The organism is Streptococcus mitis, from assembly GCF_946190325.1.
Lineage (GTDB): Bacteria > Bacillota > Bacilli > Lactobacillales > Streptococcaceae > Streptococcus > Streptococcus mitis_CF.
Genome location: NZ_CAMHZR010000001.1, coordinates 106,646 through 124,726, shown reverse-complemented (window position 1 = coordinate 124,726; position 18,081 = coordinate 106,646). Strand labels below are relative to the sequence as shown.

Annotated in this window: 16 protein-coding genes; 2 read left to right on the top strand and 14 right to left on the bottom strand. The window is 40.6% G+C overall.

Features of this window, described 5'->3' with window-relative positions; genetic code table 11:
• Nucleotide 1 precedes the first annotated feature (1 nt).
• The 8 genes from N8M95_RS00635 to guaA form a co-directional block, all read right to left on the bottom strand.
• A complete protein-coding gene (locus N8M95_RS00635; protein ID WP_020901472.1) occupies nt 2–880 on the bottom strand; it encodes a F0F1 ATP synthase subunit gamma in 879 nt (292 codons plus the stop codon).
• A 15-nt stretch (nt 881–895) separates the two neighbouring features.
• Complete coding sequence (atpA, locus tag N8M95_RS00630) at nt 896–2,401, bottom strand: F0F1 ATP synthase subunit alpha (protein ID WP_000996629.1); 1,506 nt, start codon at nt 2,399–2,401, stop codon at nt 896–898.
• A 14-nt stretch (nt 2,402–2,415) separates the two neighbouring features.
• Entirely contained in the window at nt 2,416–2,952 is a 537-nt protein-coding gene (locus N8M95_RS00625) for a F0F1 ATP synthase subunit delta (protein ID WP_261056331.1), read from the bottom strand.
• Complete coding sequence (atpF, locus tag N8M95_RS00620) at nt 2,952–3,446, bottom strand: F0F1 ATP synthase subunit B (RefSeq protein ID WP_001103468.1); 495 nt, start codon at nt 3,444–3,446, stop codon at nt 2,952–2,954. Before atpF ends, N8M95_RS00625 begins: the two co-directional genes overlap by 1 nt.
• A 13-nt stretch (nt 3,447–3,459) precedes the next feature.
• A complete protein-coding gene (atpB, locus tag N8M95_RS00615) occupies nt 3,460–4,170 on the bottom strand; it encodes a F0F1 ATP synthase subunit A (RefSeq protein WP_000392870.1) in 711 nt (236 codons plus the stop codon).
• Between the two features lie 33 nt (nt 4,171–4,203).
• Nucleotides 4,204–4,404, bottom strand: coding sequence for a F0F1 ATP synthase subunit C (locus N8M95_RS00610; RefSeq protein ID WP_001054558.1), 201 nt, complete (start codon nt 4,402–4,404; stop codon nt 4,204–4,206).
• Between the two features lie 314 nt (nt 4,405–4,718).
• On the bottom strand, nt 4,719–6,005 hold the full coding sequence (locus tag N8M95_RS00605; protein ID WP_000169065.1) for a peptidase U32 family protein: 1,287 nt from the start codon (nt 6,003–6,005) through the stop codon (nt 4,719–4,721).
• Between the two features lie 242 nt (nt 6,006–6,247).
• Nucleotides 6,248–7,810: a glutamine-hydrolyzing GMP synthase gene (gene guaA / locus N8M95_RS00600; RefSeq protein WP_000065711.1), complete on the bottom strand. Its 1,563-nt coding sequence runs from the start codon at nt 7,808–7,810 to the stop codon at nt 6,248–6,250.
• Between the two features lie 141 nt (nt 7,811–7,951).
• On the opposite strand from guaA, the gene N8M95_RS00595 reads away from it, so the two are divergent.
• Nucleotides 7,952–8,650: a GntR family transcriptional regulator gene (locus N8M95_RS00595; protein WP_000936191.1), complete on the top strand. Its 699-nt coding sequence runs from the start codon at nt 7,952–7,954 to the stop codon at nt 8,648–8,650.
• Between the two features lie 152 nt (nt 8,651–8,802).
• Here N8M95_RS00595 and ffh read toward each other — a convergent pair whose 3' ends face one another.
• The 6 genes from ffh to N8M95_RS00565 all read right to left on the bottom strand — a co-directional run bounded on the left by ffh (nt 8,803) and on the right by N8M95_RS00565 (nt 16,378).
• Complete coding sequence (gene ffh, locus N8M95_RS00590) at nt 8,803–10,374, bottom strand: signal recognition particle protein (RefSeq protein ID WP_261116376.1); 1,572 nt, start codon at nt 10,372–10,374, stop codon at nt 8,803–8,805.
• A gap of 11 nt (nt 10,375–10,385) precedes the next feature.
• On the bottom strand, nt 10,386–10,718 hold the full coding sequence (locus N8M95_RS00585; RefSeq protein ID WP_000402066.1) for a putative DNA-binding protein: 333 nt from the start codon (nt 10,716–10,718) through the stop codon (nt 10,386–10,388).
• Nucleotides 10,719–11,108: 390 nt separating this feature from the next.
• The gene (metG, locus tag N8M95_RS00580) at nt 11,109–13,106 is read right to left on the bottom strand and encodes a methionine--tRNA ligase (RefSeq protein WP_261116375.1); all 1,998 of its coding nucleotides are present in this window, start codon (nt 13,104–13,106) and stop codon (nt 11,109–11,111) included.
• Nucleotides 13,107–13,229: 123 nt separating this feature from the next.
• Nucleotides 13,230–14,489, bottom strand: a complete 1,260-nt coding sequence (locus tag N8M95_RS00575; RefSeq protein ID WP_125447778.1) for an ABC transporter permease — start codon at nt 14,487–14,489, stop codon at nt 13,230–13,232.
• Nucleotide 14,490: 1 nt separating this feature from the next.
• A complete protein-coding gene (locus N8M95_RS00570; RefSeq protein ID WP_261116374.1) occupies nt 14,491–15,192 on the bottom strand; it encodes an ABC transporter ATP-binding protein in 702 nt (233 codons plus the stop codon).
• Nucleotides 15,176–16,378 (bottom strand): efflux RND transporter periplasmic adaptor subunit, encoded by a 1,203-nt coding sequence (locus N8M95_RS00565; protein ID WP_261116593.1) that lies wholly within the window; start codon nt 16,376–16,378, stop codon nt 15,176–15,178. Before N8M95_RS00565 ends, N8M95_RS00570 begins: the two co-directional genes overlap by 17 nt.
• Before the next feature lie 291 nt (nt 16,379–16,669).
• On the opposite strand from N8M95_RS00565, the gene gor reads away from it, so the two are divergent.
• Nucleotides 16,670–18,016: a glutathione-disulfide reductase gene (gene gor, locus N8M95_RS00560; RefSeq protein WP_261116373.1), complete on the top strand. Its 1,347-nt coding sequence runs from the start codon at nt 16,670–16,672 to the stop codon at nt 18,014–18,016.
• The last annotated feature ends 65 nt before the right edge of the window (nt 18,017–18,081 follow it).

Sequence of the window (18,081 nt, the reverse complement as noted above, 5' to 3'; positions counted from 1 at the left end):
CCTATTCTAAGGCACTAGCTCCTGCTACGATTTCTGTAATTTCTTGTGTAATCGCCGCCTGTCTGGCACGGTTATACTGAATTGTCAAATCATTAATGACTTTCTTAGCATTATCTGTCGCTGTTTGCATGGCTGTCATACCCGCAGCATTTTCAGCTGTCTTAGCGTCGATAATAGCACCATAAATCATACTTTCTGCAAACTGAGGCAACAACTGCTCCAAAATTTCTTCTCGGCTAGTTTCCAATTCAAAGGTCAAGCTGTAACTGTCATCTGCTTCATTTGGATCCAAGTCAACAATTGGAAGCATTTGTTCCACACGCATTTGACTGGTTAGCGTATTGACATGGTGGTTATAGCAGACATAGAGTTCATCAAAAAGTTCATTTTGGTACATTTCAACAGTTTTTGAAATAATCTTACGAACTTCATCAAAGCTTGGTTGATCTGCCAAGCCACGTAGTTCATAAAGTGGTTGAATACCACGAGCCTTAAAGAAATCAGCTCCCATTCCACCAATACAGATCATTTCAAAACCTTTACCGTCTGGATGGTATTCCTCCTTCAACTCCATAACGGCTTTCAGAATAGAGGAATTATAACCTCCAACCAAACCTCGGTCTGAAGTAATGACGATATAGCCTGTCTTCTTAACTGGACGGCTAATCAACATCGGATTCGATGAACTACCAGCTCCATTCCCATGAAGAATATCCGTCAAAAGTTTACGAACTTTCTGAGCATAAACTTGGAAGTTGCGAGCAGCTTCTTCAGAACGACCTAGCTTAGCAGCTGATACCATCTGCATGGCATTAGTGATTTGACTCGTATTTTTTGTTGAGGCGATTTTTGTTTTAATATCATTTAGAGATACTGCCATCTGACACCTCTATTCTTATTGGAAGCTGGTTTGATTGAGAAACTCTGTAATCGCAGCATCCAAGACTGCTTCTTCTGGCAAGTCTTTTGTATCACGAATGGTTTCTAAAATCTCTGGATGTTGAGCATCAAAGAAAGCATGGAACTCTTCCTCGAAACGAACAATATCATCTACTGGAACAGTATCCAAGAAACCATGTGTCAAAGCATAGAGAATGGTTACTTGTTTCTCAACAGGTAATGGTTTATGAACAGGTTGTTTCAAGACCTCAACTGTACGACGTCCACGGTTCAACTTAGCCTGTGTTGCCGCATCCAAGTCAGAACCAAACTTAGTGAAGGCTTCCAACTCACGGTATGAAGCAAGGTCGATACGAAGTGTACCAGCAACCTTTTTCATGGCTTTGATTTGTGCAGAACCACCTACACGTGATACAGATGAACCCGCATCGATGGCTGGACGAATACCTGCATTGAAGAGACCATCACCAAGGAAGATTTGTCCATCAGTGATTGAAATCACGTTGGTTGCGATATAGGCAGAGATATCTCCTGCTTGTGTCTCGATAAACGGTAGGGCTGTAATAGATCCACCACCAAGTTCATCAGAAACTTTAGCTGAGCGCTCAAGCAAACGGCTGTGAAGGTAGAAAACATCCCCTGGGAAAGCTTCACGACCTGGAGGACGACGAAGCAAGAGAGAGAGTTCACGATAAGCTACCGCTTGTTTTGATAAATCATCATAAACGATCAAAACATGCTTACCTTGGTACATAAATTCTTCCGCCATGGCAACCCCAGCATAAGGAGCTAGGAAAAGCAATGGAGATGGTTGTGAAGCAGAGGCAGTCACAACGATTGTGTAGTCCAAGGCACCGTACTGACGTAGTGTTTCTACTTGCGTACGAACTGTTGATTCTTTTTGTCCAATCGCAACATAGATACAGATCATATCTTGACCTTTTTGGTTCAAGATTGTATCAATTGCAATGGTTGTTTTCCCTGTCTGACGGTCACCGATAATCAACTCACGTTGACCACGACCAATCGGTACAAGGGCGTCAATAGCTTTCAAACCAGTTTGCAATGGTTCTGATACAGACTTACGTTGCATAACACCAGGAGCTGGCGCTTCTACTGGACGAGTTTTATCAGTGTGGATTTCTCCAAGACCGTCAACTGGACGACCAAGCGGATCCACAACACGACCAATCAGACTTTCACCTACTGGGACTTCCATGATTTTCCCTGTACGGCGGATTGTATCGCCTTCACGGATATCTGTAAAGTCACCTAGGATGATAATACCAACGTCTGTTGACTCCAAGTTTTGAGCCATCCCATAAGAGCCGTTTTCAAAAATCAACAACTCTCCACTCATGGCATTTTCAAGGCCGTGAGCACGCGCGATACCGTCCCCGATATAGGTTACAACACCTGTTTCAGTCACATCAAAATTGGGTTTGAAATTTTCAATTTGTTGCTTAATTAAAGCGCTGATTTCTTGTGCGTTAATTGCCAAAAGAACACCACTTTCTATTTCAAATTTTCTTTAACAACTTTAAGTTGTTGTTTAATACTCACATCAATTGTCTTGTGATTGGCAAAAATGACAAAACCACCAATAAGACTTTCATCGATTTGTTCTTTTACACTCCTTACTTTAAGAGACATTTTTTTCTCAATCAAAGGGAGCAAGCGACTCTTCTGTTCATCAGTTAAAGGATGAGCTGAAGTAATCGTCACTTCAAATCGATTTGTTTCTTTTTCAAGTCGGTTCAAGCAATCTATAAGAATATCATAAAAAAGATTTGCTCTGTGATTGTAGATAAGAACCTGGATAAAGTTTTGCAATAAAGGTGACACTGAATCTTGGAAGAACGCAATTGTTTTTTCCTTGTCAGACTCGTCTACTGCCACTTTTTTTAAAAAAGAAGGTAAGGCTGTTTCTTCAGCAACTTGCTTGATTTGAGCTAAGTCTGAAAAGATACGGTCTTCTTCTCCTTTTTCTATAACCAATTGGACAAAAGGCATGCTGTATTTTTCAATTACCTTTACTGTTTTCTTGTCCATTAAGCTTCTCCTAACTGATCGATATACTGATCAATGAGTTCTTTATGGGCATGACCGTCAAGGTTTTGTGAGATGATTTTACCAGCCAAGCTGATTGTCAAATCTGCTACCTCACCCTTAACGCTTTGTAAAGCTTCAGCTTTATTTTGAGCAATTTCTTGGTTCGCTTTTTCTTTCAAGCGTCCTGCTTCTAGCTTAGCATCTGCTAAAATACTAGCTTTGCTTTTCTCAGCTGTTTCTTTCGCATTCTCAATGATTGTCTTAGCTTCTTTACGGCTACCAGCCAATTCATCTTCGCGTTTTTGAGCCAATACTTCTGCTTTTTGACGTGCTTGTTCAGCTCCGTCAATATCTGCTGCAATTTTTTCTGCTCTTTGTTCGAAAATACTAGTCAAATTTGACCAAGCGTATTTCTTAACCAAGACTAGCAAGAGAATAAAGGAACCAGCGATTAGTATAAAATCACCAAGTAATTCACCTACTGTTACATTCATAAACTACTCCTTTCTATTCTTCATCATTAATTTTATTTCCTAGGTACATTGAAGATAACAATGTAAATACATATGCTTGTACACAAGAAATAAAAACAGAAAATGCAGTCCAGATTAGATTTGTTCCAAAAGCAATAGGATACCAATAGAAGGCCTGATGAGAAAGTAGGACTAACATACTTGCCATCACTTCCCCTGCAAAGATATTACCAAAGACCCGCAATGCAAGTGAAAGGAGATTGGTAACTTCTTCCAAAAGATTCATTGGTGTCATAAAACCTGGTGTTACAAATGCTTTTAAATACTTTTTGATTCCACGACGACGAATTCCTTCTACGTGTGTCATTAAGATAATTGTAAAAGACAAGACCAAGTCAAATGACAAATTTGCTGTTGGTGAGGTCCAAAGATTTACACCATCTGTAGTCTGAATTCTAGCCATTAAGCCAATATTATTTGCAATGGCCATAAATAGGAATAAACAGAAATAAAAGAGAGAATAATCCTTTATCATTGGACCAAGGTTTGATTTTGTAAATCCAACAACAAAATCAAATAAATACTCTAATACATTTTGTTTTCCTGTGGGTCTCAAAGTCATATTTCGAGTTGCCCAATAAATAAAGCCAAAAATAAGTGCTACAGTCAACAAAGTCAAAACTACTATGGTTAAATTAAAGGTAACAGGACCAATATTGATGGTTGGATTAATACTTTCTTCCATCTAAAATCCTCCCTTTTTCAATTTATACTTCTTTTATTTGATGATAAATGAAAAGACAAGAGTAACGAAGAAAGTACCTTCAATAAAGGCAACCCCTAGGATCATCAAACTACGTAGTTCTGAGATGATATCTGGTTGGCGAGCAACTGATTTCAACAAACCGTTCATCAACAAACCTTCACCAAGAGATACACCCATACAGGCAAGACATAGACCGAAAAATGTTAAATTCATGACGAATTCTCCTTTTAATTAAAATTTACTTACTTAGTTTAGTCCTAAAAATTGGATTTGTCAACTTTTTACTAACATTGAAAGCGTTTAATGAAAATTATTTACAATTTTACTATTTTTAAGTCTATTATATAGAAAATTTTGGAAAAAACTTGTAATAAATCCGTCTATTATCTAGGTCTTTCTGAAAAATAATGAAAAAATCCGAGATGAAATCTCGGATGGAAATTAATATATTTTTTTAACCTAATGTTCTTTTAGTAAATAGGATTAAAGGGAAAGCAACTAGAAAGCTTTCGTCCCCTACATATTTATTAAGCACGAACTGTGACGCTGGTTCCATCTTCCTTATAAAGATTGATGAGACCTTCTTTGAGAGCTCGAACCATATCTCCAGCTTGAACAGGTTGTGGAACCTTGATAGTCAATAGTTCCATTGGATTTGGAGCGCGATCGATCTTATTTCCTTTAGCATCATGCAAATCTTCGATATAAGTCTCAAAATGACGGAAACCTGGGCCATAAAACTCAACTTGGTCCCCTTCGTTAATGACGTTCCGTTGGCGAATGGTTGCTGTTTGTGTCGCATCATCGTAAGAAACCACTTCAGCGACAAACTTATACTCAGGAATTTTACGACGAGCACCAAACAACTGCTCATTTTCAGATGGTGTACCATAGTAGAAACCTGTTGCTAATTCACGTTGGGCAACCTTCCACATTTCATCAATCAAGTCCTGCTTGATAGCTTCAAACTTCTCTGGACTTTCTAGATAAGCATCAACAGCTGCCTTGTAGCAGTTTGTTACTGTTGATACGTAGTGAATAGACTTCATACGTCCTTCAATCTTGAGACTGTCCACACCGTTTTCAATCATATCTGGGATATGGTCAATCATGGACATATCAACGGCTGACATTGAAAATTCTTCAGGAATTTCACCTTTAAGACTCTTACGTTCCTTCCCAAATGGCATATCGTAAAGGTCGTACTTCCAACGACAAGACTGAGAGCAACCACCACGGTTAGCATCACGCATACTCATGTGGTTTGAAAGAGTACAACGACCAGAGTAAGAAATACACATGGCTCCATGAACAAAGGCTTCAATCTCAACATCTGTACGTTTGCGAATTTCTGCCAATTCTTCCATTGAAACCTCACGCGCCAAAACGACACGTGTTAAGCCCAGTTCTTTCCAGAACTCAAGGGTTTCATAGTTAGTGGCACTTGCTTGAGTGGAAAGGTGGATTTCAAGACCTGGTGCTTCAGTCGCTGCAATCATAATCAAAGCTGGGTCAGATACGATAACTGCTGCAATCCCGATATCACGCAGTTTACGGAACCACTCACCAGCACCAGCTTCATTTCCTTCGTGCATAACCATGTTGGCAGCCACATAAACCTTAGCACCATACTTGGCAGCAAACTGGACACCTTCTTCCATCTGTTCAAAGGTAAAGTTACCTGCACGGCTACGAAGACCATAGGCCTGACCACCGATAAAGACAGCATCTGCCCCATACTGAACAGCCACTTTGAGCTTTTCTAAAGTCCCTGCAGGCGATAAAACCTCAGGACGTTTTAATGTTTTTGTCATGATTTCTCCTATTTGCAATATAAAAGTTTGACGTTTTTCCTTCTCATTTTATAGTAAATAAGCGATAAAATCAAGCCTAGACAGATTGTTTTGACAATTCTAATATTTTAAGCTTTGTATAGTAATTGTTAAACTATCGAATATAAACCAATTTTAACAAGTGGTCAAAAATCCAGATAAAGTAAAAAACCAGTATCCAAAGATACTGGCTCTTTAAACTACATAAATTAGTCCTTAGATGACTACTCCCACTCAACGGTTGCAGGTGGTTTACTTGTAATATCGTAGACGATACGGTTAACGTGATCCACTTCGTTTACGATACGTACAGAAATCTTTTGAAGGACATCCCAAGGAATTTTGGCAAAGTCAGCTGTCATACCATCGATAGAGGTGATAGCACGGATTGCAATCGTGTAGTCATATGTACGACCGTCACCCATAACACCAACTGAACGAACGCCTGTATTAACAGTGAAGTATTGCCAGATATCGCGGTCAAGACCTGCTTTAGCAATTTCCTCACGAAGAATAGCGTCTGACTCACGAACGGTTTCTAGTTTCTCTTCAGTGATTTCACCCATGACACGGATAGCAAGTCCTGGTCCTGGGAATGGTTGGCGCCATACGATATGGTCTGGCATACCAAGCTCTGTACCAAGGGCACGAACTTCGTCTTTATAGAGAGTGTTGAGTGGTTCAATCAATTCAAATTGCATGTCTTCTGGAAGACCACCCACGTTGTGGTGTGACTTGATAGTTTGAGCTGTATCCGTACCAGACTCGATAACATCTGTATATAAAGTACCTTGAGCAAGGAATTTCACATCTTTGAGCTTGCTTGCTTCATCATCAAAGACATAGACAAACTCGTTACCGATGATTTTACGTTTTTGTTCAGGGTCAGAAACGCCAGCAAGTTTATCAAGGAAACGTTTAGCAGCGTCTGCTTTGACGATATTCAAACCAAACTTACCACCAAGCATGTCCATAACTTGGTCCGCTTCTCCTTTACGAAGAAGACCGTGATCCACGAAGATACAGATCAATTGATCGCCAATCGCTTTTTGGAGAAGAACTCCAACGACAGATGAGTCAACCCCACCTGAAAGGCCAAGAAGGACACGTTTATCACCGACGGTTTCACGGATTTTTTGGATCTGCATATCAATGAAGTTATCCATTGACCAGTCGCCTTTAGCCTTACAGATGTTAAGAGCAAAGTTACGAAGGATATCATTTCCGTATACAGAATGGCGAACTTCTGGGTGGAATTGGATACCGTAAATATGTTTATCAGGGTTTTCAATGGCTGCATAAGGGCAGTCAGCTGATGTTCCAGTACGAACAAAGTCAGCAGGAATCTCAGTAACCGCATCACCATGGCTCATCAAAACAGTCTGCTCGTCTGGTGTTGATTCAAAAAGAGCTGATGGTGTGTGAGTAAGAGTTGATTGACCGTATTCACGATTTCCAGCATCACCTGCAGGGACAACTTTTCCTCCAAGTTTATGGGTCAATAACTGCATACCATAACAGATTCCCAAAATAGGAATTCCGAGTTCGAAGATTTCTGGGTCAATATCAAATGAACCATCTTCGTATACAGAGTTTGGACCACCTGATAGGATAATTCCTACAGGATTGATTTCACGAACTTCAGCAGCTGAAATTTTATGGCTCTTTAGTTCTGAAAAAACGCCAATTTCACGGATACGGCGTGAAATCAGCTGGTTGTATTGGCTACCATAGTCCAATACGATGATTTTTTCTACATCTTGCAAATCAGTTGAAATGTTGCTCATCTTTTTCCTTTCTCAAAAGAAATATCTTTTTTCAATATTCTATCACAAATAAGGGCGAATTACCAACTAAACAAGGCGAAGTTTGACTTTTTCTAGTTTATTGGGGTACAATAGAGAAAAGATAGAAATGAAGTGAAAAATATGCTACCCGCTTATATGAAAATCCATGATCAGATTAAAAAGGATATTGACGAACACCGTTGGGCAATTGGTGAGAGACTTCCTAGTGAACGAGACTTAGCAGAGCAGTTTGCGGTCAGTCGCATGACCCTCCGCCAAGCCGTATCTCTATTAGTCGAAGAAGGCGTCTTAGAGCGCCGCGTAGGAAGTGGCACCTTTGTTTCTAGTACTCGGGTACAAGAAAAGATGCGAGGAACAACAAGTTTTACTGAAATTGTTAAGTCCCAAGGTAAAGTACCCTCTAGCCAGCTCATTTCCTACAGAAAAACCATTCCCAATGAGCAGGAAGTTGCCAAGCTAGGAATTTCTCCAACGGAGAATATTATCCGAATGGAACGGGTCCGCTATGCCGACCAAGTTCCTCTAGTTTATGAAGTTGCTTCTATTCCTGAAAAATTCATTAAGGACTTTAAAAAAGAAGAAATCACTAGTCATTTCTTCCAGACCTTGCAAAAACATGGCTACCGTATTGGCAAATCACAGCAGACTATCTATGCTCGTCTCGCTAAAGAAAAAATTGCCCACTATTTGGAAGTTGAAAAAGGACATGCTATTCTTGGACTGACTCAAGTTTCCTACCTAGAAGATGGGACAGCTTTTGAATACGTAAAAAGTCAGTATGTAGGCGAACGTTTTGAATTTTATCTTGAGAATAACTAGTCTAGAAAGGCTAGTTATTTTGTTATATGACTGATAGTTACATAACAAAAAAGCATAGAATCAAGTGTTCAAAAACCTTGATTCTATACAGTTTTTCATAGAAATATTTACTTCATTTTCTCATCAAATGAGACTGGCATCAATCTTTTGTCTTACTTACGTTTCTTCTTCGCTTTCTTCATTTTATTAGCCATGCGTTTCATAGACTGTTTCATGGCAAATTCACCGATTTTACCTTTTAATCCACCTCCAAACATTTGACTCATATCTGGCATCCCTGCTCCTCCGAGAGTTGATAAGTCAGGCATACCACCTTGTCCCATCATTCCTTCAAGGGCAGACATATCCATTCCTCCCATATTTGGCATATTTTTAGGAAGATTGTTTGGATTGATTCCCATCTGCTTCATCATCTTGTTCATATCCCCAGACATAACACCCTGCATAAGCTGTTTAGCTTGGTTAAAGTCTTTGATGAATTTATTAACTTCGACAAAGGTATTCCCAGAACCTGCAGCGATACGACGGCGACGGCTCGGATTTAACAAATCTGGATTTTCACGTTCTTCAGGTGTCATTGAAGACACAATAGCACGTTTGCGAGCAATCTGACGCTCATCTACCTTCATGTTTTGAAGGGCTGGATTGTTAGCCATACCTGGAATCATCTTGAGCAAGTCTTCCATCGGCCCCATATTTTGCACCTGATCCAACTGATCAATGAAATCATTGAAATCAAAGGTGTTTTCACGCATCTTCTCAGCCATTTCAAGGGCTTTTTGCTCATCGTATTCCTGAGAAGCTTTCTCAATCAAAGTGAGCATATCCCCCATACCAAGGATACGGCTAGACATACGGTCTGGGTGGAAGGTTTCGATATCTGTAATTTTTTCACCTGTACCAGTGAACTTGATTGGTTTTCCAGTGATGTGACGAACCGATAGAGCCGCACCACCACGAGTATCCCCATCAATCTTGGTAAGGATGACCCCAGTGACTTCCAACTGAGCATTAAACTCACGCGCAACATTGGCCGCTTCCTGACCAATCATGGCATCAACGACAAGCAAGATTTCATTTGGTTGAGCCAAGGCTTTCACGTCACGAAGTTCATTCATCAAAAGCTCATCAATCTGCAAACGACCTGCCGTATCAATCAAGACATAATCATTATGATTAGCTTGGGCTTGTTCCAAACCTTGACGAACAATCTCAACAGCTGGAACCTCTGTCCCAAGAGCAAAAACAGGCACATCAATCTGTTGCCCAAGAGTTTTGAGCTGGTCAATGGCTGCTGGACGATAGATATCCGCCGCAATCATCAAAGGACGGGCATTTTCTTCTTTCTTGAGTTTGTTGGCCAATTTACCTGCAAAGGTTGTTTTACCAGCCCCCTGCAAACCGACCATCATGATAATCGTCGGAATCTTAGGAGACTTGATAATCTCTGCCGTATCAGAACCTAAAACAGCAGTCAGTTCCTCATCAACGATTTTAATAATCTGTTGCGCAGGATTAAGGGTATCAATGACTTCATGTCCGACTGCACGCTCACGAACTTTCTTGATAAAGTCCTTTACAACGGGCAAAGCAACATCGGCCTCAAGCAAGGCCAAGCGAATCTCTTTGGTTGCCTCTTGAACATCAGCCTCAGAGATTTTTCCTTTTTTACGTAGATTTTTAAAGACGTTCTGTAAACGTTCTGTTAAACTTTCAAATGCCATTTTTCTTCCTCTTATTCTCTATTATCAATGCTTGTTAAAATTTCTATCTGCTCCTGCAGAAAGTCATCCTTGGGATACCGCTCCAAAATCTGATCAAAAATCTGACTGCGGACAATGTAGTCCGAGTACATGTGCAATTTCATCTCATAATCTTCCAGAATCTTTTCTGTCCGCTTGATATTATCATAGACAGCCTGACGACTGACACCAAACTCCTCGGCAATCTCAGCTAGGCTGTAATCATCAGCGTAGTAGAGCTCGATATAATTCATTTGCTTGTCTGTCAAAAGCGCCGCATAAAATTCAAAGAGCGCATTCATACGATTGGTTTTTTCGATTTCCATAACTTTTATTATACCAAAAAATCTATTATACTTCTACATTAGAAGTCACTCTAATAAAGATAGAAAAATAATGGTAAGTTCTAAAAGCAACTTCCACATGACTTTTCAACGTAGAATTTTTTTCGATTTTCGCTTTCTTTTGAGGGGCAAGCGACTTTTTCCCCGTGTTTTTTCAGATCCAAGCCAATGTCAACTTCCAGTTGCCACTCATGAACCCAGCTTACTTGTCTAGAACTTAGTGAGTATATTTGTGGTTATTGTCTGCGACCTTAATACGAATCCCATCAATGAAAATCTCAGTTTAGTCAACAAAGAAAAGCCCTTAGAAATTTGTAGTCTAAGGACTTTGTCTTCGTTCTGGCAAATGTACATAACGTTGATCTTTTACTTTTACCCAATCACACTTCCGTTTGGTACAGCTGGATCAACTGTGAGAAGAGTTAATTTTCCATCATGTTCAGCTGATAGGATCATCCCTTGGCTAACATATTTCTTCATCATTTTACGTGGTTTGAGATTGGCAACGATTTGAACTTTCTTGCCGACCAATTCTTGTTCGTTTGGATAGTATTTTGCAATTCCTGAGAGGATTTGACGATCTTCACCATCGCCAGCATCCAAGCGGAATTGAAGCAACTTATCTGAACCTTCTACTTTAGACACTTCTTTGACTTCTGCGACACGGATTTCAACCTTGTCAAAGTCTTCAAACTTGATTTCTTCCTTGTTTAGTTTGAGTTCAACTTCGTCTGGATTCCATTCTTTTTCGACAGCTGGCTTGTTGCCTTCCATTTGTTCCTTGATATAGGCGATTTCTTCTTCCATATCGAGACGTGGGAAGATTGGTGTTCCCTTAGCAACTACAGTCACACCTGCAGGAAAATCAGCCAAGCTCAAGTTTTCAAGGCTCGCTACTTCTTCCAAGCCAAGTTGATTCAAGACTGCACGACTGGTTTCCATCATAAATGGTTCAATCAAGTGAGCTACGACACGAAGGCTAGCTGCCAAGTGACTCATGACACTTGCCAATTGATCGCGGAGTGCTTCATCCTTTGCCAAGACCCATGGAGCTGTCTCATCGATGTATTTGTTGGTACGAGAGATAAGGGTCCAGACTGCTTCAAGTGCACGTGGGTAGTCAACTGCTTCCATGTAGGTGTGGTAGTCAGCGATTGATTGTTCTGCAACCTCAGCAAGAGCATGGTCAAACTCTGTTACACCCTCTACATAGGTTGGAATTTGTCCATCAAAGTACTTGTTAATCATAGAAACCGTACGATTGAGGAGGTTTCCTAGATCATTGGCCAATTCGTAGTTGATACGGCCAACGTAGTCTTCAGGAGTAAAGGTTCCGTCTGAACCAACTGGAAGGCTACGCATGAGGTAGTAACGAAGTGGATCTAGTCCATAACGCTCTACCAACATTTCAGGGTAAACGACATTCCCTTTAGACTTAGACATTTTGCCGTCTTTCATGACAAACCAACCGTGAGCAATCAAACGATCTGGCAATTTGATATCCAACATCATAAGAAGGATTGGCCAGTAAATCGAGTGGAAGCGAAGGATATCTTTTCCTACCATATGGAAGACTGTTCCATTCCAGAACTTGTCAAAGTTGCCATGTTCATCTTGACCGTATCCAAGAGCTGTCGCATAGTTAAGAAGGGCATCAATCCAAACGTAGACAACGTGTTTTGGATTAGATGGCACTGGCACACCCCATGTAAAGGTTGTACGAGAAACTGCCAAATCCTCTAAACCAGGCTCAATGAAGTTGCGAAGCATTTCATTCAGACGACCATCTGGAGTGATAAATTCAGGATGAGCTTTGAAAAATTCGACCAAACGATCTTGGTATTTGCTGAGGCGAAGGAAGTACGATTCTTCAGATACCCATTCAACCTCGTGACCTGATGGAGCAATACCACCAGTTACATTTCCAGCTTCGTCACGGAAAACTTCTGCAAGCTGGCTTTCTGTAAAGAATTCCTCATCTGAAACTGAATACCAACCAGAGTATTCACCCAAGTAAATATCATCTTTAGCAAGCAAGCGTTCAAAGACTTGTGCGACAACTTTTTCATGGTAGTCATCCGTTGTACGGATAAATTTATCGTATGAAATATCTAGTAATTGCCAGAGTTCTTTGACTCCAACTGCCATCCCGTCAACATAGGCTTGAGGTGTGATGCCAGCTTCTTCCGCTTTTTGTTGGATTTTCTGACCATGCTCATCAAGACCTGTCAGATAAAAGACATCGTAGCCCATCAGGCGTTTGTAACGTGCTAGGACATCACAGGCGATGGTTGTGTAGGCAGATCCGATATGAAGTTTACCAGATGGATAGTAAATCGGCGTTGTAATATAAAAATTCTTTTCAGACATAATTTTTCCTTTCCAGGCAAATGAAACCTGTTTTTCTAACACTTCATTATATCACATTTTTAATAATTTTCGATAGGGAAATCCATACAAAAACAAGATAGACGAGTGTCCATCTTGTTGATCTTATTCATAACGAAGAGCTTCAATTGGATCAAGTTTCGATGCCTTGTTGGCTGGCAAGACACCAAAAATCATACCCACACTAGCCGAAACTGCAAGACTAAATAGGGCAACTGGAATTGATACTCCTACTTCTATACCTGCAATCAATCCTTGCAAGAGTAAACCAGCTATAGCGGTTAAGCCTGTCGCAATGGTTAAACCAATGACTCCACCTAGCAAGGTCAAAATCATAGATTCAATCAAGAACTGGATTAAAATATTAGCACGCGTTGCTCCCAAAGCCTTACGGAGACCAATCTCACGCGTACGCTCCGTCACCGAAACCAGCATGATGTTCATAACACCAGTCCCACCAACAAAGAGGGAAATTCCCGCAATGGCACTAATAATCGTAGTTATAAAGCCGAACAGTTGTTGTACTTCTTGGAAGGCTGCAGTCGCATCTGCCACCTGATACTCCCCTTGCTGAAGACCAGCAATCTCGGTCAATTTTCTAGCTAATTCTGGTCCCACCGTCGGTGTCAAACTGGTATCATTGACACGGAAGACAATATCAGAAATTTCATCCATATTGAAGTTATTGGCAAGAGAAATATTAGTCGTAATTGGAAGTCCACCAATACCAAAAGTCTTGGCAGTCTTGGCCTCATCGCTGGTATAGACACCAATGACACGATAGCTAAAGCCACCAACATCTATAACCTGGTTAACAGCTTCTTGAGCAGATCCAAACAGGCTATTAGCAAGTTCTTGGTCTAGCAAAATGACACTGGCCACATCTTTATAATCCTGAGCTATGAAACTGCGGCCTGCAACAATTTCATTTTCAACAGCCTTCATGTAAGTAATATTTCCACCTGTCAAGCTAGCGCGTTCCACTTTTTTGTCTTTATAAGACAGGGTGGTATTGGTCGAGTTGGTTACATAGTAACTATCTACACCTTTAACTTTAGCAGCCTCCTTGACCCAGGATTCTTGTGGTTTTGGTGGTTCCACAGGAACATCCTCTTCTTTCCCAGAAACTGTCAATGCTGATTGTTTTTGGGTAAAAGAACCGTCTTTACTTTTAATAGGTGAGAAAAAGACATGGATATTCTTCTGTGACTTGGTCATGTTTTTATTAACCTGACGAGACATGGAATCCCCCAAAGCCATAATCACAACAACTGATGAAACACCAATAATAATCCCTATCATAGTGAGAAAAGAGCGCATCTTGTGGGCCATGATAGATGAAAAGGCAAATTTCAGATTCTGCATCTTAGTTTTCCTCCTTTTCTAACCGAGCACTGTCAGATGAAATAACTCCATCTCGAATAACAATCTGGCGTTTAGCATAAGCTGCGATTTCAGGCTCATGCGTTACCATGATAATGGTTTTTCCTTCATTATTCAGTTCAACTAATAATTGCATGATTTGGTTACCTGTTTTAGTATCCAAGGCTCCTGTCGGTTCGTCAGCAAGAATAATAGAAGGATTGTTTACCAAGGCACGCGCAATAGCCACACGTTGCTTTTGACCACCAGATAATTCTGAAGGCAAATGGTGACTACGCTCAGTCAATTCAACCTTATCTAGATATTCCTCAGCTAACTTCCGACGTTTTGAAGCTGAAACTCCCGCATAAATCAAGGGCAATTCTACGTTTTGCAGAGCATTGAGTTTCGATAGAAGAAAGAACTGCTGAAAGACAAATCCGATTTGTTGATTGCGAACCTTGGCTAGTTGTTTTTCACCCAATCCAGCCACTTCTTGACCTTCAAGATAATACTCTCCACTACTTGGTGTATCCAACATGCCAATGGTATTCATGAGAGTAGATTTACCAGAACCAGATGGTCCCATGATGGCAACAAATTCACCCTCATTCACTTCTAAATTGATATTTTTGAGAACCTGCAGTTCTTGGTCACCATTACGGTAGCTTCTGCAGATATTTTTTAGACTAATTAGTTGCTTCATCAGCCTTCACCTCTTTTCCTTCTTCTAGAGAAGACGTTGGGTTACTGATGACCTTGACTCCATTTGTCAGACCTGAAGTGATTTCTTGGTTGTCTGCATCAGCATTGCCCAAACCAACTTCCACTTTCTTGGCCTTTTTCTGCTCGTCAAGCACCCAGACATAGTTCTTATCATTTTCAGTCACAACACTTGTTAGAGGAACCAAAATGGCTTTACTCTTATTCTTGACCTCAACACTTACTGAGAATCCTTGTTTCAAATCACCGATTTCACTTGTAACATCGATGGTATATGGATATTTAGAACCAGAATTACCAGCTGCTGCGGCAGTAGCTGCACTTGCTGCTTCACCATTGTTTTTAGGGTAATCAGAGATATAGCTAATCTTACCAGTCCAGCTCTTATCTTGGTAAACTTTAGAAGTAAAGGTTACTTCTTGTCCTACAGAGAGGTTGGCAAGGTTATATTCAGATAGTTCCCCCTTAACTTGCAAGTTTTCATTGCTAACGACATGAACTACCACCTGGCTAGCTCCACTTGGAGATTTAGAAACATTACGGTTGACTTCGACCACAGTTCCTTCTAGGGTACTGAGAACCGTCATTGCATCCAACTGACTTTGAGCCTTGCTTAATTGCGCTGCTGCATCTGCACGAGCATCACGAGCATCACCTAATTGTGCATCAATAGATGACACTGAATTTCCTGAGACTGGAGCTGGAGTTTGGGCTGCTACACCTTCGCCTCCTGCTGGTACTGGTAACTGGGGAGCTGAAGCAGCTTCATTTCGTGCTTGGTTGAGTTCGTTGATATGACGATCTGCCTTAGCTACTGCTCGACTGGCTGAATCATAGGCCGCCTGGGCTTCTGAACTACTGTACTTGACTAAAGCCTGCCCTTCGCTGACTTTATCACCCACAGAAACAAGGATTTCATCTAAATCTCCCTTACTAGCATCAAAATAAACATACTGTTCATTTTTTGCTGTTACTGTCCCTGATAATAGAACAGAGGATGCCACGCTTCCTTCCTTGGCAACAACAAGATGAGTAGGCTCATCTTTTACATCAGTCTGAGAAGGTTGTCTAAAGAGCAAAATGCCCCCAGCACCCAATACAACTACACTCGTAGCACCGATTGCTGCATACAATTGCCACTTTTTAGCTTTACGATTCTTTTTCATAATGAAACTCCTTTTTGATTTAAAGTTCTTAACAATATTATATAAAAATTACCAAATATAAACAATAACATTTCAGAACGAAATAATGACATTTCAGGATTTAATTATTGTTCGGAATTTTTTTGTTTAGTTATTGTACTAGATATATAATACACTTTATTTTTATTTTTTGCAAGCCTTTTCTTTAATTTTTTTTGAACGTAGCAGATTTTTGCAATCAATTCAAAAAAAAGATAGAATATGACTATCAAAAAATGACACTCTACTATTTAAAAGAGTACAAAGGAGTTTTAAATGAGAGAATACGATATCATTGCTATCGGTGGAGGTAGCGGAGGAATTGCTACCATGAACCGTGCTGGTGAACACGGAGCTAAAGCGGCCGTTATTGAGGAAAAGAAATTAGGTGGGACCTGCGTCAACGTCGGTTGTGTTCCTAAAAAAATCATGTGGTACGGGGCACAAATCGCTGAGACTTTCCATCAATTTGGAGAAGACTACGGCTTTAAGACTACTGATCTTAACTTTGACTTTGCAACCCTACGTCGCAATCGTGAAGCCTACATCGATCGCGCTCGTTCTTCTTATGATGGCAGTTTTAAACGCAACGGTGTAGACTTGATTGAAGGTCATGCTGAATTTGTAGATTCTCATACTGTCAGCGTAAATGGTGAACTGATTCGTGCTAAACATATCGTGATTGCTACTGGTGCCCATCCAAGTATTCCAAATATTCCTGGTGCTGAGCTAGGTGGCTCTTCTGATGATGTATTTGCTTGGGAAGAATTGCCAGAGTCAGTTGCTATTCTAGGCGCGGGTTATATCGCCGTTGAATTGGCTGGCGTGCTCCACACTTTTGGTGTCAAGACAGACCTCTTTGTTCGCCGCGATCGTCCTTTACGAGGTTTTGATTCTTACATAGTTGAAGGTTTGGTTAAGGAAATGGAAAGAACAAACTTGCCACTTCATACTCACAAAGTCCCTGCTAAGTTAGAAAAAACTGCTGAAGGCATTACCATTCATTTTGAAGACGGAACTAGTCACACAGCTAGCCAAGTTATCTGGGCTACTGGTCGCCGTCCAAACGTTGAAGGCTTGCAACTTGAAAAAGCTGGAGTAACTCTGAACGAACGTGGCTTTATCCAAGTGGATGAATACCAAAATACTGTTGTTGAGGGAATCTACGCTCTAGGTGATGTAACGGGCGAAAAAGAACTGACTCCAGTTGCTATCAAGGCTGGTCGTACTTTGTCTGAACGTCTCTTTAACGGCAAAACAACTGCTAAAATGGACTACTCAACTATTCCAACCGTTGTCTTTTCACACCCTGCTATCGGAACTGTTGGCTTGACAGAAGAGCAAGCTATTAAAGAATACGGCCAAGACAAAATCAAGGTTTACAAATCAAGCTTTACTTCTATGTACTCTGCTTGCACTTGCAACCGTCAAGAAACACGTTTCAAATTGATCACAGCTGGTTCAGAAGAAAAAGTTGTCGGACTTCATGGAATTGGCTACGGTGTTGATGAAATGATTCAAGGATTTGCTGTTGCTATCAAAATGGGAGCAACCAAGGCTGACTTTGATGCAACTGTGGCGATTCACCCAACTGCATCTGAAGAATTTGTAACTATGCGTTAATCAAAACAAAAGAAGCTGATACAAATTGTACTGCACCCCAAAAGTTAGACAGAAAAAATCTAACT